Source organism: Streptomyces sp. NPDC050704 (assembly GCF_040654355.1).
GTDB lineage: Bacteria > Actinomycetota > Actinomycetes > Streptomycetales > Streptomycetaceae > Streptomyces.
Genome location: NZ_JBFAHW010000083.1, coordinates 31,779 through 46,402, shown reverse-complemented (window position 1 = coordinate 46,402; position 14,624 = coordinate 31,779). Strand labels below are relative to the sequence as shown.

The window sequence follows — 14,624 nt, the reverse complement described above, 5'->3', positions numbered from 1 at the left end:
GAACCCCTGTGTCGCCGCAATGAGCCCTTCCGGAAATAAGCACCGGAAATGCAAAAATGCCCGACGACATGAAGTCGTCTAAGGCACTTGAAGTCTGCGGGAACCACAACTGCAACTTCGTCAATACTATCACGGCACCCCTGTCCGGCAACGGCGCACCCTCTCCCTTTTCAGCCGACCCGTCCGAGCGGCCCCGAACCTCGCAGATCGAATACCGAGCGCGGTCGGCACCACGCGAGGCCCGCGCACCGGGAGGTCGTGCAGGCCTCTGGAAACTGACGACTCGTCAGGTTACGCTCCGCGCATGATTTCCACGGTGGTCTGGGGCACCGGCAACGTCGGCCGCGCGGCGATCCGTGCCGTCGAGGCCCACCCGGCGCTCGACCTCGCGGCCGTGCTCGTCCACAACACCGACAAGGTCGGCCGGGACGCGGGTGACCTCGGCGGTCTCGGTCTCGGACTGGGGATCGCGGCGACCGACGACATCGAGGCGGTACTGGCCGACGGCCCCCGGGCCGTCGTGTACGCGGCGTCGGGCGACCTGCGCCCCGACGAGGCGCTGGCCGATGTCGGCCGGGCGATCCGGGCCGGTGCCGTGGTCGTCACGCCCGCGCTGTACCCGCTCTACGACCAGCGCAACGCCCCGCCCGAGTTCCGCGATCCCGTGCTCGCCGCCATCGCGGAGGGCGGAGGTTCGCTGTTCGCTTCCGGCGTCGACCCCGGCTGGGGCAATGACGTACTGCCGCTGCTGATGAGCGGACTCGGCACCGTCGTCGACGTCATCCGCTGCCAGGAGATCTTCGACTACTCCACGTACGAGCAGGAGGAGTCCGTGCGCCACCTGGTCGGCATGGGCCGGCCGATGGACTACGAGCCACTGATGCTCGCCCCGTCGGTCCCGACCATGGTGTGGGGCGGACAGATACGGCTGATGGCCAGGGCCCTCGGCGTCGAACTCGACGAGATCCGCGAGACCCTGCACCGGCGGGCGCTCGACGCCACGGTGAGCACCCGGACGATGGGCGAGTTCGAGGCCGGCACGCAGGGGGCGGTGCGGTTCGAGGTGCAGGGCGTCGTCGCGGGTGAACCGCGCATCGTCATCGAGCACGTCACCCGTATCCATCCGTCCTGCGCACCGGACTGGCCGGCACCGCCCGACGGCGCCGGGGCGCACCGGGTGATCATCGAGGGCCGTCCGCGCATCGAGATCACCGTCGAGGCGACCGACGAGGGCGAGAACCGGGCCGCGGGCGGGAACGCCACCGCGGTCGGCCGGCTGGTCGGCGCGATCGACTGGCTCGTGGACGCCGAGCCCGGCCTGTACGACGCACTCGACGTCCCGCTGCGTCCGGCGGTCGGAAGGCTCGGCAGGAAGGAGTCCCGATGAACATCGACATCCCTGAGGGCAAGAGCCCGATCGAGTACGTGTGGGGCGAGATGGTCCCGGGCATCGGGCCCGCCGCCGCGAACTTCTCGCTGTCCGTCTACTCCCATACGACCCTGGGGCTACGCGAGTTCGAGGCCGCGCGGCTGCGGATCGCGCAGATCAACGGCTGCCTCTTCTGCCTCGACTGGCGGACCGAACGGGACGGGCACAAGGTCGAGCAGGAGTTCGCCGACGCGGTGGTCGAGTGGCGCACCACCGACGCCTTCGACGAGCGCACCCGGCTGGCCGCGGAGTACGCGGAGCGGTACGCCCTGGATCACCATGGTCTCGACGAGGAGTTCTGGGAGCGGATGGCCGCGCACTACAGCCAGGCCGAGATCGTGGAGTTGACGATGAGCCTCGGCTCCTGGCTCGCGTTCGGGCGGCTCAACCATGTGCTGGGCCTGGACGCCATGTGCGTACTGCCGGGCCACTGAGGTGCCCGGGGCCGTCCGGCAACTCCGATCGACCCCGGTCTAGTTCTCTTGTACAGGTCAGCTACAGGTCCGCGGCGATGATCGCTTCGATGTTCCGTTCGGCGAGCGCCGCGATGGTGACGAACGGGTTGACGCTGGTGTTGCCGGGGATGAGCGCGCCGTCGATGACGTACAGGCCCGGATGTCCGTGCAGGCGGCCGTAGTTGTCCGTCGCCCTGTTGAGCACCGCGCCGCCGAGCGGGTGGTACGTGAGGTGGTCGCCCCAGATCTTGTTGGTGCCGAAGAGATCGGTCCGGTAGATCGTCCCCTCCTTGGCGTTGATCTTGTCGAAGATCGTCTTGGCCATGTCGATCGACGACTGTTTCCAGGCGGTCTGCCAGTTCAGGTCGGCCTTGCCCGCCGCGGCGTTCCAGGAGAACTGGGCGCGGTGGGGGTTCTTGGTGATCGACAGATAGAACGAGGCGTACGTCTCGATCCCCGTGGGCAGCGGGGCCACCTCGGCGAACGCGCCGCCCGCGGCCCAGTTGTCGATGCCGGAGCAGGGGATGGACGACTGCAGGGCGCCGGTCGGGTCCCACATGTGGTTGGCGCGGCCGCACATCACATTGCCGTTGTCGCCCCAGCCCTTGCCGACCTCGCTGTTGAGGCCCGGCAGCGCGCCGGTGGCCTTGAGCCTGACCAGGAGCTTGCTGGTGCCGACGCTGCCGGCGGCGAAGAACACCCTGTCCGCGGTGACGGTCTTGGTCGCCGTGGTGCTGCCGCCGGTGTCGAGCCGGTCGATGACGACCGTGTAGCCGCCGCCGACTGCCGGGGTGACCGAAGTGACCTTGTGCAGGGGTGAGATGGAGACTCTGCCGGTCGCCTCGGCCTGGGCGAGGTAGGTCTGCCGCAGGGACTTCTTTCCGTGGTTGTTGCCGTAGAGGATCTCGCCCGCGAGCGCCGACCTGGGGACGGTTCCGGCGGCCTCCTGCTCCATGTAGTCCCAGTCGTACACGTCGGGGACGAAGACGAACGGGAAGCCGGAACGCTGGGCGTGCTTACGGCCGACCCGGGCGTACCGGTAGCAGTCGGCGGTCTCGAACCACGTCGGGTCGACCGTGCCGACTCCGAGACCCGCGTTGGCGCGCGGGTAGTAGACGTCGTACATCTCGTCGGCGTCGACCGACGGCAGGACGGCGCCGAAGTTCTCGCGCCTGGGGGTGACCGCCATGCCCCCGTTGACCAGCGAGCCGCCGCCGACGCCGCGGCCCTGGTAGACGATGATGCCGCCCATCTCCTCGGCATCCAGGATCCCGGTGTAGCGCGGAACGTCCTTGTCCAGCGGGAAGCCGAGGAAGTTGCTGAGCGGCTGCTTCGTCCTGGTGCGCAGCCAGTAGGACCGGTAGTCGGGGGTCCTAGTGTTGGCGAAGATCTTGCCGTCCGGTCCCGGGGTGTCCCAGGCCATACCCATCTCGGCCATGTGCACGTCGACGCCCGCCCGGGCCAGCCGCAGAGCGGCCACCGAGCCGCCGTATCCGGTGCCGATCACCAGAGCGGGCACATGCGCTCCGGGTTCGATCGGTGCGGCTGCGGGGGCCGCGTGGGCCGGAGCGCCGTATCCGGCGAGCGCGGCCACTCCGACAAGAGAACCGGTTTCAGTTATGAATCTTCGACGTGATACGCCTCTCGGGCCTTCCTCACGTGGGGAATCGCCACTCATCTGTAGCCCCTCACTCTCCATTGAGTGAAACGGGTTCTACTGGCGACCACGCGAGAAGTCACGCCATACCATCAGGTAACTTACAAAAGATCAGATACTCGGCATCACGTACATCCCGATACGCCGACACCGGAGGAACGGCTGCCGCTTCGGCCCGCATACCGACCAGTTCGATACCTGCTCTTTTCCGTCACGTTTCGCAACGGATGCTAAAAAACTACGCACAGGCACCACTATGTGACCCGAGGACGCGTTGGCGGCCTACGCCTGAGGGGGGCGATGGCGTCACGCGAGGGGGTGCGTCCGCTCCGGTGGAGCAGTACTCACCCCTGCCTGGGGAGGGGACTTCACCGCATGAAGCGGATCAATCGCTCGACCGCGCTCGCAGTGGGCGCGCTCATCGTCTCGCTCGGCTTACCGATGGGCGCGGCACACGCCGACACCGCCGCGCCCCGCATCGATCTACGCGTTCTGGTCGTGAGCGACGGAGGCCCGGCCACCGACGCCATCGCCGCCGAACTGGACACGGCCGGAACTCCGTACACCGAGATAGATCTCCAGCAGTCCGGCCGACCCGTGATCGACGCCGACTTCCTGGCGGACGCGGTGGACGGCGTGCCACGAGCCAAGTTCCAGGCCGTCGTCCTGCCCAACGACAACCCGTTCCCGGCGGACTCCGCCGAGATGGCGGCCCTGGTCGCCTACGAGCAGACGTACGCGATCCCACAGGTGGACGCCTACACCTACGCACGTCCCGAGGCCGGGCTGGAGTACCCGGTCAACGGCGGATACTCCGGCAGCGTCGACGGCGTACAGGCCCAGGTCACGGCGGCCGGCAAGGCCGGCCCGTTCGACTACCTGGACGGATCCGTTCCGTTCGAGGACAACTCCCCCGACGTGAGCGAGAGTTACGCCTTCCTGTCGGCACCCGCCCCGGGCGCTGACTTCACCCCGTACGTCGACGCGGCCATCCCCGGGCAGTCGGCACGGGGCTCGCTCGTGGGCGAGTACCGCCACGACGGGCGACGCGAGCTGGTCGTCACCTTCGTTTACAGCCGGCACCAGCCGCAGTTCCGGCTGCTGGCGCGCGGAATCGTGGACTGGATGACCGGCGGCGTGCATCTCGGCGCCTCGCGCAACTACTTCGCGGTGCACGTCGACGACGTCTTCGCCGCCAACGCCCGGTGGAACAGCGAGCTCAACTGCACGCCGGGCAGCAACGACTGCGCGCCGGGCGAGGGCACGCCGGACACGATCCGCATGACTCCGTCGGACGTCGACCACGCGACCGCCTGGCAGCGCCGACAGAACTTCACCCTCGACCTCGCCTACAACGCCGCCGGCAGCGAGGACCAGCGCGAGGACAACAACGGCGTCGACGAGCTCGCCGACAAGCTGATCGCCGACCGCGGTCGGTTCCGCTGGATCAACCACACCTACTCGCACCCGTTCCTCGGCTGCGAGCAGGACACCAGCGTGGTGCCGTGGAAGTGCGCCACCAACGCCGACGGCAGCACCAAGTGGGTCTCCCGTGCCGCGATCTCCGACGAGATCTCCAGCAACCGCGCCTGGGGCGAGGCGGCCGGACTGCCCCTGGACAACGGGGAGTTGGTGACCGGCGAGCACTCCGGTCTGAAGGTGCTGCCGCAGCAGCCCGAGGACAACCCCAACCTGGGGCCCGCCCTGGCCGACAACGGCGTCACATGGTTCGCCTCCGACAACTCCCGCGACCCCGTGCAGCGTCAGGTCGGTCCCGCCACGACCGTCTCCCGCTACCCGATGAACGTGTTCTACAACGTCGCGCGGGCCGCCGAGCAGGTCGACGAGTACAACTGGCTCTACACCAGCCGCGCCCAGGGCGGCAGCGGTGTCTGCGAGGACAACCCCGCCACCTCCACCTGCCTGCCGGCGCCGCTCGACACCACCACGGGCTACGCCGACCACATCGTGCCGCTGGAGACGAGCATCGGCCTCGGACACGTCCTGTCCAACGACCCCAAGCCGCACTTCATCCACCAGTCGAACCTGACCGAGGACCGCATCGCCTACCCGGTCCTCGACGGCGTACTCGACACGTACAACGGCCTGTTCACGGCGAACACCCCCGTGGTGAACCTGCGGATGAAGGACATCGGTGCCGAGATGCGGCGGCGTGCCGCCTGGCAGGCCGCGGTCGCCGCCGGCCAGGTCACCGCCCACCGCGTCGGCGGGACGGTGAGCGTCCAGGCACCCGACGGCGTGTCGATGCCCGCGACCATGCCCACCGGCACCACGAACGGCAGCGCCGAGTTCGGCGACGCGTACGCCGGTGACGTGTCCGGATGGACCACGTCGTCCGGGACACCGCTCACGCTCACCCTGCCGGCCTCCACCCCGGCGCTGTCCGCGACCGTCGACGGCAGAGAGAAGGCGGCGGCGACACGCCCCGCGCCGCGCACCCATGTGCCGGCCGGCGTGACCGAGCGCGTGCCCTACACCCCGGACAGCTGAACGGCGCACCGACCGCTCGGCCCGGCCGCACCCTGCGCGGCCGGGACCGGCACGACCACCTCACACACCGGCCGTGGAGCACATCGATGCACGTTCCCCACGGCGCGCGACGCCCCAGCGCAACGCGCGTCACACTACTCACCGAAGGTACCTACCCGCACAGTCACGGCGGCGTGAGTGTCTGGTGCGACCAGCTCGTCCACGGGATGCCCGACATCGACTTCGACGTCATCGCCGTCACCGGCACCGGACGTGAACCGATCGTGTGGGACATCCCGGAACACGTCACGCGCGTCGTCGCGGCCCCCCTGTGGGGGCCGGCGCCCGAGGGCCGCCCGCCCCGCGGACGCCGCCGCAACCAACTGGCGGCCGCCTACGAGCAGTTCCTCACCGCGCTGGTCGACCCGTGTGCCGAGGACAGGTTCGGCCCGGCCCTGTACGAGATGGCGTCGGCCGCCGCCGACGGACTGCTGAGTCCCTTCCTGCGCGGCGACCGGGCCATCGGCATCCTCACCACGGTGTGGAACCGGCCGGGGCCGGCCGTGCGCGAGGCCCGGCCGACCCTGCACGACGCCCTCACCGCCACCGCCCTGCTGGAGCACGCCCTGCGTCCGCTGGCCACACCGCTGCCGGAGCACGGGGTGGCGCACGCGGTCAGTGGCGGTATCGCCGCGCTGCCTGGCCTCGCCGCGCTCGAACGGCACGGCGTACCCCTGCTGTTGACCGAGCACGGCGTGTATCTGCGCGAGCGCTACCTCGGCTACCGCACCGCGCCCTACCGCTGGCCGGTGAAGGCAGTCGTCCTGGGCTTCTTCCGGCTGCTGGCCGAGGAAACGTATCGGCGGGCCTCCCTGATCACTCCGGGCAACCGCTACAACCGGCTGTGGGAGGAACAGGGCGGCGCCGATCCCGAGGCGATCCGGACCGTCTACAACGGCGTGGACCCGAGCGCGTTCCCGCCGGCCGGACCCGAACCGGAGAGGCCCACGCTCAGCTGGGCCGGGCGGATCGACCCGATCAAGGATCTGGAGACCCTCGTCCGCGCCTTCGCCCTCGTCCGCGAGCAACTGCCCGACGCGCGGCTGCGGTTGTTCGGCGGCACACCGCGCGGCGGCGAGGCCTACCGGGAACGGTGCGAGGCCCTGGCCGCGGACCTCGGTCACGCCGACGCGGTCACCTTCGAGGGCCGGGTCGACGACATCAAGGACGCCTACGCGGCGGGCAACGTCGTGATGCTCTCCAGCATCAGCGAGGGCTTCCCCTTCACCCTGATCGAGGCGATGTCGTGCGGGCGGGCGACCGTCTCCACGGACGTGGGCGGCGTACGGGAGGCCGTCGGCGACACCGGTCTCGTCGTCCCGCCGCGCGACCCGGCCGCCATGGCCACCGCCGCGCTGAAACTGCTGGGCGATTCCGGGGCCCGTCGCTCGATGGGTGAGGCGGCCCGGCTCCGGGTCATCGAGCAGTTCACCCTGCGGCAGACCGTCGACACCTTCCGGTCCATCTACCTGGAGCTGTCGGCGCTCGGCCGGATCACCCCGTACGAGCCGCGGGCGGCCGACACCGGCGCCCAACTCACGGCAGTCGGCGGCACACAGGACCCGAGGCCGAGGAGCCTGGCCGTATGAGCGGACCGATGGCCCTCGAACCCGGTGGCACGGAACACGACACACTCGCCCTGCGGCTCGCCGACCACCGCACCCTGGCCCTGCGCCTGCCGGACCACGGCGTGGACCAGGACGCGGTGGACCGGCTCGCCGCCGAACTGGCCGACCACGTCGGACCGGCCGTCCACCCCTACGAGGTCGCCGCACTGCTGGAGTCGGAGGGACTGACCGCCGAGGCGATCCAGGAACGGTACGGGCACCCGGACCTGTTCTCGCTCGCCTCCACACTGTACGAGCGGGTGCCGCGCACCTTCCCCGAACCCCCTTCCCCCGCCGACCCCTGGCGGCCCGACCACGTGCGGTGCGCGCTGCGGGGGGCGCTGTTCGCGCTGCCAGGACTTGCCTACCTGCTCACCGGGCAGTTGTGGCAAGCGGACCGCGACACCGACGTGCTGATCGTGGCCGGACTCGTCTCATGGGCCTGGGGCCAGGCCCTGGGACACCGCGCCTATGTGCGCATGACCACCGGACGGCGCGAGGCGGGACGCACCCTCCTCAAAGGCGCGCCGCTGGGTGCCGTCGCGGCGACGGGCGCCGGGTCACTGCTCGCCGGAAGCGGCACCGCGGTCGGTGTCGCGGCGGCGCAGTCGGTGTATCTGGCGGCGGCCGGCGTGCTGCTGGTGCTGGGCCGGGAGCGGCTGCTGCTGGCCGCGCTCACCCCGCTGATCGCCGGCGCGCTCATGCTGCCGTGGTGGGAGCCGGGCACGCCGCTGCGGGTGGGACTGCCGCTGCTGGCACTGGCCGGTACGGGCGCCGCGGCCGGCTGGGCACTGAAGGCCACACAGACAGTTTCCCCCGTCCCGGACGGCACCCGGCCCCGGCTGCTGGGGTCGATGCCGTACGGCCTGTTCGGCCTGGCCGCCGGAGTGCTGGTCCTGGTGGCGGGGCGGCAGCACCCGTACGCCGTGATCGTGCTGACCGTGAGCATGGGACCGGCCGAATGGCTCCTCTACAAGTACCGCGGCATGTCGGTGGCGGCGCTGCGGGCCACCGCCACACCGGCCGCCTTCCTGCTGCGATCGACCGGCATCCTCGCCCTGTGCCTGCTCGTCTACCTGCTTCCACTGCTGCCCGCGGCGCTGCTCATCGACGCCGAGCCGGTCCCGCTGCTGTTGCTCGCGGCAACGCTGTGGACCGCGCTGCTGCTGCAGGCCTTCGGGGTGGCCTGGCCACCGGCCGCCGTCTGTCTGGCTGCCGCCGGCGGCGCCGCGACGACGGCCGTGCTCCATCCCTCACCTGACACCGCCGTGCTGTCGCTGTGCTGCGGCGCGGCCGCGCTGTGTCTCGCGGCGTGCGTACTGCGGCTGCTGGGACGCCCCGCACCACATGTCTGACCGCCAGTGCGACCACCGCGCACACGGCCGCACCGATCCGCAGGCCATCCGAAAAGGCACGACGGCCGCCCCAGGGCGACCACCTCTGACGCCCTGACACGTAACGGACACGAACACGTGCAACCGACCGGAAGGAACACGAGTTGACCACCGCACCGCTCGCCGCCGTCACCGGAGCCGAGGGTTTCATCGGCTCCCACCTCACCGAGGCGCTGGTCGCCTCCGGGCACCGGGTGAGGGCCATGGCGCAGTACAACTCCTTCTCCTCCTACGGCTGGCTGGAGACCCTGTCGCCCGAGGTGCTCGACCACGTCGAGATCGTCCTCGGTGACGTCCGGGACCCCGGCTCGGTCCGCGGCCTCGTCGAAGGCGCCGACTGCGTCTACCACCTGGCCGCCCTGATCGCGATCCCGTACTCCTACCAGGCGCCGCACAGCTACGTGGACACCAACGTCACCGGCACCCTCAACGTGCTGGAGGCGGTACGCGCCCTCGGCACGCCCCGCCTGGTCCACACCTCCACCAGCGAGACCTACGGCACCGCGCAGACCGTGCCGATCACCGAGGACCACCCCATCAACACACAGTCCCCGTACGCCGCTTCGAAGGCGGGCGGGGACCGTCTTGCCGACAGCTACCACGCGAGCTTCGCCACTCCGGTGGTGACGCTTCGGCCGTTCAACACCTTCGGCCCGCGCCAGTCGATGCGCGCGGTGATCCCCACCGTGATCGGCCAGGTCGCGGCCGGGGAGCGCACCATCACGCTCGGCGATCTGCGTCCCACGCGGGACTTCACCTTCGTCAGGGACACCGCGCAGGCCTTCCTCGCCGTGGGCACCGCGCCCGCCGAGCAGGTCGTGGGCCGCACCTTCAACGCCGGTACCGGCGGCGAGATCTCGGTCGGCGACCTGGTCGCGCTGATCGGCAAGGTGATGGACACCGCCCTCGACGTACGCGAGGACGAACAGCGCATCCGGCCCGCGAACTCCGAGGTGATGCGGCTGGTCGCCGACGCGACGCGGCTCGGCGAGGCCACCGGCTGGAGCCCGGCCCACACGTTGGAACAGGGTCTCGCGCACACCGTGGAGTTCTTCCGCGACCCGGCCAACCTCGCGCGCTACAAGACCGGCATCTACAACATCTGAGCCCGCCAGGCACGTTCCGGAAAGTCCCACGAACTCTCGCGAACACTCACGACGGAGGAGTCCCATGCACGCAGTGATCCTGGCCGGAGGCAAGGGCGTCCGGCTGCGGCCCTACACCACCGCGCTGCCCAAGCCCCTCGTGCCCATCGGCGACCAGCACGCCATCCTCGAGATAGTGCTGCGCCAGCTCAACTCGGCCGGCTTCACCGGCTGCACCATCGCCATAGGCCACCTGGGCGAGATCATCCGCGCCTACGTCGGCGACGGCTCCCAATGGGGCATGAAAGTCGACTACGCCACGGAGGAGAGCCCGCTCGGGACCATGGGGCCGTTGCTCACCATGCGTGAGCGCTTACCGGAGTCGTTCCTCGTGATGAACGGTGACGTGCTCACCGACCTGGACTTCGCCGACGTCCTCCATCGGCACCGGAGTTCGAGCGCGCCGCTCACGATCGCCACGTACGAGCGCAAGGTGCACATCGACTTCGGGGTGCTCACCACCGCGGCGAGCAAGGTCGTCGCCTTCACCGAGAAGCCGAGCATGGACTACAGCGTTTCGATGGGCGTGTACGGGCTGTCGCGGGCGACCCTCGCCGACTACACGCCCGGCCTGCCGCTCGGCTTCGACGAGCTGGTGCTGGACCTGCTGCGCGCCCAGAACCCGCCGCATTCCTACGAGTTCGACGGGTACTGGCTCGACATCGGCCGTCCCGACGACTACGACCGGGCCAACGCCGAGTTCACCACCCGCAAGTCGATGCTGCTCAAGGGAGCCTGACCACCGCATGCGCATTCTCGTCCTGGGCTTCACCGGCTACCTGGGCGGCCATGTCGCCGAGCACCTGCACACCCTGCCGGGCGTGCGGGTGCTCGGCGGCGGCCGCTCTCCCGACGCCGAGTTCGGCATCGATCTCGCCACCACCCGCGTGGACCATCTGGCGAACACCCTGAGATCCGCGGCACCCGACGCCGTGATCAACTGCGCGGGCGCGACCGGCGGCGACGCCGTGACGCTCGCCGAGGTCAACTCGCGTGGCCCCGCCGCCCTGTGCGCGGCGCTGCGCGAGGCGGCGCCCACGGCACGACTCGTCCACCTGGGCTCGGCCGCCGAGTACGGTCCGGGCACCGCGGACATCAGCATGACGGAGTCGGCGGCCACCCGCCCGCTCGCCCCGTACGGCGCCACCAAACTCGCCGGCACGGTGACGGTCGGCGCCTCCGGCCTCGATTCCGTGGTGCTGCGGGTGGGCAACCCGGTGGGGCCCGGCGCTCCGGCCACCGGACTGCCCGGCCGGATCGCGGACCTGCTGCGCGAGGCCGGCCGGGCTCCGGACTCGGTGATCCGGCTGGGTGACCTGTCGGCGTACCGCGACTTCGTGGACGTACGTGACGTGGCCCGGGCGACGGTGCTCGCGGCGACGGCGCCCGGGCCCCTGCCGCCCGTCCTCAACATCGGCGGCGGGAAGGCCGTCCCGGTCCGCGATCTGGTGCGGACGCTGGCGGACATCGCCGGGTTCCGGGGGCGGATCGAGGAGAACAGCGGCGGATCCGCGCGCTCGGGTGCGGTGTCCTGGCAGTGCTCCGACATCACGGCCGCCGGTGACGCCCTCGGCTGGCGCCCTTCCCACACCCTCGACGATTCCCTGTCCGCGCTGTGGGACGCGGCGACCGCGGACGATCCCACCCGACGGCCGGAAGGCGAGCGGGCGCCGTGAGCCTGCTGGTCCCGCTGTACGTGCACCCGGGCGAGGATCCGGGTGCCTGGCATCGCCTGATCACGGCGGCCGGCCGTACGTACGCGGTCGTGCTCAACCCCGCCAACGGTCCGGGCCCGGGCCCCGACCCGGCGTTCACTGCGGCGGCCCGCGCGTTGCGGGCCGCCGGCGCCCGGCTACTCGGCTACGTCGACACCGACTACGGGGCCCGCGCCCCGGACGACATCGCGGACGAGATCGTCCGGCACCGGGAGTGGTACGCGGCCGAGGGCTGCTTTCTCGACCGGGTGCCGGCGACCCCGGCGGCGCTGCCCGCCTTCCGGCGGCTGGTGCGGACCGTCCGCCGACTCGGCACGGCTCCCGTCGTGCTGAACCCGGGCGTCCATCCGGCGCCGGGCTACGCCCGCCTCGGGGACCTGGTCGTCACCTTCGAAGGGCACTGGTCCACGTACGTGTCGTCCTTCAGCAGACCGGCGTGGACCACCCGGCTCCCGCCCGAGCGGTTCTGCCACCTCGTCTACGGCGTGCCCGAGGCACTCGTCCCCCTGGCCGTCCGCACCGCGCGCGACCGCGGTGCGGCGGTCTCCGGGCCGGTGACGGGCGAACTCCCCAACCCTTGGGCCCGGTTGACGCCCGCGGTGGCGCTCGACCCACTCACCGAATGAGCAGTCGAGATCGGTCCGGGGTGTTCAGTGCAGTGGGGCACGGGGTTCCAGGACTCTGGCGGTGAAGGCCGCCAGATGGGCCCGCATCTGCTCACGAGTCGACCGCTGCCGGCCGACGAGGTGTTCCACGAGGTCGGCGCGGGTCGCGGCGAGCAGGGCGTGTGCGGTGAAGTCGCCGTCGGCGAGGCCGGGAATCTGCTCCAGCGCGGCCCGGAGTGTGCCGTGCCACCGCTCGTAGTGCCCTGCCGCGTAAGGGCTGTCGCTGCCGGTCCCCTCCAGCGCCAGGGCAAGGTGCCGGTTGTCGATCTTGAAGCACAGGAGGGCGTCGAGGAGGGCGGGTACGCGCTCCAGCGGCGGGGTGGCGGGGCCCAGCGGCGGCGGCCCCTCTTCGGCGGCGAGCCGGATCGGCGCGAGCCGCATCCCGTACAGCGCCTGGATCAGGCCGGTGCGGTCGCCGAAACCGCGGAAGAGCGTTGCCTTGCCGACGCCGGCCGCGGCCGCGATGTCGGCCATGGTGACCGCCTCAGGGCTCTCGCAACGGGCGAAGAGCGCGTCGGCGGCCGCGAGCACGGCCTCCCGGTTGCGAGTGGCGTCCGCACGTGGCTTGCGGTCGGGCATGCGCTTCCTCCGTTTACAAAGCGGACCCCGGGTCCGTATAGTCATCGCAAGAAACGGACCCAGGGTCCGTATCGTACGGGACGGAGCACCCCATGAGCACGAACACCGCACCGGTGGACCTGTACCGCCATGGTCTGCGGCTGCTGCTGAACAAGGACATCAGCGCCTGGGTCGACCTGTGGGACGAGAACGGAATCCTGGAGTTCCCCTTCGCACCGGAAGGCTGGCCGAAGCGGCTGGACGGCAAGGCGGCCGTCGCCGAGTACATGCGCGGCTACCCCGACCACATCGACCTGCACGACTTCCCCTCCGTGGAAATCCACCAGACCGTCACCCCGGAGACCATCGTGGTCGAGATGCGCGGTGTGGGGCGCCTGGTGGACACCGACGGCCCCTTCGACATGTCCTACATCGCCGTCGTCACCGTCGAGAACGGCCTCATCACCCGCTATCGCGACTACTGGAACCCGCTCGCCGTCCAGGACCCCGCCACCCATTTCGCCGGGAGCAACTCATGACCACGCCCGAGGAGTTCACCCTGGTCATCGGGGCCACCGGCACCACCGGCAGCCGCGTCGCCACCCGACTGGCCGCCGCGGGCCGTCGCGTCAAGGCCGCGAGCAGACGCGCCACCCCTGTGGACGGGGCTCTTCCCGTGCGGTTCGACTGGGACGACCCCACCTCCTTCGAAGGCGCCCTCGAAGACGTGGGCCGGGTCTATCTCATCCCACCGCTCGGTTCCCCGGACCCGGCAACCGTCATGCTGCCCTTCCTCCGACAAGCCCGCGGCGCGGGCGTCCGGCGCGCGGTCCTGCTCAGTTCGTCGGCGATTCCCGCCGGCGGCCCCGCCGTGGGACATGTGCACCGGGCCCTGCCCGGCCTGTTCCCCGAGTGGGCGGTCCTGCGGCCCTCGTGGTTCATGCAGAACTTCACCGGTGACCTCGCGCACGCCCGGACCATCCGAGCGGACGGGACCATCCGAACCGCCGCCGGTGAGGGCCGCATCGGCTTCGTCGACGCCGACGACATCGCCGCCGTCGCCGTGCACGCGCTGACCGAGCCGCAGGCCCCGAACACCGATCTCATCATCACCGGGCCGCAGGCGCTGAGCTACGGCGACATCGCCGCCACCCTCACCCGGGCCACCGGCCGGACCATCACCCACCGCCGACTGACCTACGAGCAGATGCGCGACCGGCTGGCCGCCGACATGCCCGTCGAGTTCGCCGCGATGCTCGCCGGCATGGACCAGGCCATCGCCGAAGGCGCCGAGGACCGCACCACCGACACGGTCCAGCGCCTCACCGGCCGCCCGCCGAGCAGCTTCCGCGCTTTTGCGGAACGGGAGTTGAGCCGTCTCACGGGCTGACCACCCGGATGAGAGCAGACTCCGGGCAGGAGCAGAGCGGCAGCTAAAACGCTTGGACT

General features: G+C 70.7%; 13 protein-coding genes. 11 read left to right on the top strand and 2 right to left on the bottom strand.

Annotation, left to right across the window (positions count from 1 at the left end; genetic code table 11):
• Window positions 1–304: 304 nt before the first annotated feature.
• Together AB0I18_RS36205 and AB0I18_RS36200 are read left to right on the top strand one after the other, a co-directional pair.
• A complete protein-coding gene (locus AB0I18_RS36205) occupies window positions 305–1,387 on the top strand; it encodes a dihydrodipicolinate reductase (RefSeq protein WP_363109933.1) in 1,083 nt (360 codons plus the stop codon).
• On the top strand, window positions 1,384–1,863 hold the full coding sequence (locus AB0I18_RS36200) for a carboxymuconolactone decarboxylase family protein (protein WP_363109932.1): 480 nt from the start codon (window positions 1,384–1,386) through the stop codon (window positions 1,861–1,863). The genes AB0I18_RS36205 and AB0I18_RS36200 overlap by 4 nt, the downstream gene beginning before the upstream one ends.
• A gap of 61 nt (window positions 1,864–1,924) precedes the next feature.
• On the opposite strand, the gene AB0I18_RS36195 is transcribed toward AB0I18_RS36200, so the two are convergent.
• Window positions 1,925–3,562: a GMC oxidoreductase gene (locus AB0I18_RS36195; RefSeq protein WP_363109931.1), complete on the bottom strand. Its 1,638-nt coding sequence runs from the start codon at window positions 3,560–3,562 to the stop codon at window positions 1,925–1,927.
• A 354-nt stretch (window positions 3,563–3,916) separates the two neighbouring features.
• Here AB0I18_RS36195 and AB0I18_RS36190 point away from each other — a divergent pair, with 354 nt between their 5' ends.
• The 7 genes from AB0I18_RS36190 to AB0I18_RS36160 all read left to right on the top strand — a co-directional run bounded on the left by AB0I18_RS36190 (window position 3,917) and on the right by AB0I18_RS36160 (window position 12,578).
• Window positions 3,917–6,052, top strand: coding sequence for a hypothetical protein (locus AB0I18_RS36190; protein ID WP_363109930.1), 2,136 nt, complete (start codon window positions 3,917–3,919; stop codon window positions 6,050–6,052).
• A gap of 86 nt (window positions 6,053–6,138) precedes the next feature.
• Window positions 6,139–7,680: a GT4 family glycosyltransferase PelF gene (gene pelF, locus AB0I18_RS36185; RefSeq protein WP_363109929.1), complete on the top strand. Its 1,542-nt coding sequence runs from the start codon at window positions 6,139–6,141 to the stop codon at window positions 7,678–7,680.
• Window positions 7,677–9,053 carry a hypothetical protein gene (locus AB0I18_RS36180; RefSeq protein ID WP_363109928.1) on the top strand — a complete coding sequence of 459 codons (1,377 nt, stop codon included), beginning with the start codon at window positions 7,677–7,679 and terminating at the stop codon, window positions 9,051–9,053. Before pelF ends, AB0I18_RS36180 begins: the two co-directional genes overlap by 4 nt.
• A 143-nt stretch (window positions 9,054–9,196) precedes the next feature.
• Window positions 9,197–10,198, top strand: a complete 1,002-nt coding sequence (locus tag AB0I18_RS36175; protein ID WP_363109927.1) for an SDR family NAD(P)-dependent oxidoreductase — start codon at window positions 9,197–9,199, stop codon at window positions 10,196–10,198.
• A 64-nt stretch (window positions 10,199–10,262) separates the two neighbouring features.
• Window positions 10,263–10,976: a nucleotidyltransferase family protein gene (locus AB0I18_RS36170; protein ID WP_363109926.1), complete on the top strand. Its 714-nt coding sequence runs from the start codon at window positions 10,263–10,265 to the stop codon at window positions 10,974–10,976.
• A 7-nt stretch (window positions 10,977–10,983) separates the two neighbouring features.
• Window positions 10,984–11,913: an NAD(P)-dependent oxidoreductase gene (locus AB0I18_RS36165; protein WP_363109925.1), complete on the top strand. Its 930-nt coding sequence runs from the start codon at window positions 10,984–10,986 to the stop codon at window positions 11,911–11,913.
• Window positions 11,910–12,578: a spherulation-specific family 4 protein gene (locus AB0I18_RS36160; RefSeq protein ID WP_363109924.1), complete on the top strand. Its 669-nt coding sequence runs from the start codon at window positions 11,910–11,912 to the stop codon at window positions 12,576–12,578. Before AB0I18_RS36165 ends, AB0I18_RS36160 begins: the two co-directional genes overlap by 4 nt.
• 24 nt (window positions 12,579–12,602) lie before the next feature.
• Here the strand turns inward: AB0I18_RS36160 and AB0I18_RS36155 are convergent, their stop codons facing one another.
• Window positions 12,603–13,196: a helix-turn-helix domain-containing protein gene (locus tag AB0I18_RS36155; protein ID WP_363109923.1), complete on the bottom strand. Its 594-nt coding sequence runs from the start codon at window positions 13,194–13,196 to the stop codon at window positions 12,603–12,605.
• A gap of 92 nt (window positions 13,197–13,288) precedes the next feature.
• Between AB0I18_RS36155 and AB0I18_RS36150 the strand changes: the two genes are divergently transcribed.
• Both AB0I18_RS36150 and AB0I18_RS36145 read left to right on the top strand, forming a co-directional pair.
• Window positions 13,289–13,714, top strand: a complete 426-nt coding sequence (locus AB0I18_RS36150) for a nuclear transport factor 2 family protein (protein ID WP_363109922.1) — start codon at window positions 13,289–13,291, stop codon at window positions 13,712–13,714.
• Window positions 13,711–14,565, top strand: a complete 855-nt coding sequence (locus AB0I18_RS36145) for an NAD(P)H-binding protein (RefSeq protein WP_363109921.1) — start codon at window positions 13,711–13,713, stop codon at window positions 14,563–14,565. Before AB0I18_RS36150 ends, AB0I18_RS36145 begins: the two co-directional genes overlap by 4 nt.
• Window positions 14,566–14,624: the final 59 nt, after the last annotated feature.

Excerpts from the sequence above, each read along its gene's own strand:
- AB0I18_RS36200 (WP_363109932.1), top strand. The coding sequence starts at position 1,384 with ATGAACATCGACATCCCTGAGGGCAAGAGCCCGATCGAGTACGTGTGG.
- AB0I18_RS36205 (WP_363109933.1), top strand. The coding sequence starts at position 305 with ATGATTTCCACGGTGGTCTGGGGCACCGGCAACGTCGGCCGCGCGGCG.
- AB0I18_RS36150 (WP_363109922.1), top strand. The coding sequence starts at position 13,289 with ATGAGCACGAACACCGCACCGGTGGACCTGTACCGCCATGGTCTGCGG.
- AB0I18_RS36180 (WP_363109928.1), top strand. The coding sequence starts at position 7,677 with ATGAGCGGACCGATGGCCCTCGAACCCGGTGGCACGGAACACGACACA.
- AB0I18_RS36155 (WP_363109923.1), bottom strand. The coding sequence starts at position 13,196 with ATGCCCGACCGCAAGCCACGTGCGGACGCCACTCGCAACCGGGAGGCC.
- AB0I18_RS36190 (WP_363109930.1), top strand. The coding sequence starts at position 3,917 with ATGAAGCGGATCAATCGCTCGACCGCGCTCGCAGTGGGCGCGCTCATC.
- pelF (WP_363109929.1), top strand. The coding sequence starts at position 6,139 with ATGCACGTTCCCCACGGCGCGCGACGCCCCAGCGCAACGCGCGTCACA.
- AB0I18_RS36165 (WP_363109925.1), top strand. The coding sequence starts at position 10,984 with ATGCGCATTCTCGTCCTGGGCTTCACCGGCTACCTGGGCGGCCATGTC.
- AB0I18_RS36170 (WP_363109926.1), top strand. The coding sequence starts at position 10,263 with ATGCACGCAGTGATCCTGGCCGGAGGCAAGGGCGTCCGGCTGCGGCCC.
- AB0I18_RS36195 (WP_363109931.1), bottom strand. The coding sequence starts at position 3,562 with ATGAGTGGCGATTCCCCACGTGAGGAAGGCCCGAGAGGCGTATCACGT.
- AB0I18_RS36145 (WP_363109921.1), top strand. The coding sequence starts at position 13,711 with ATGACCACGCCCGAGGAGTTCACCCTGGTCATCGGGGCCACCGGCACC.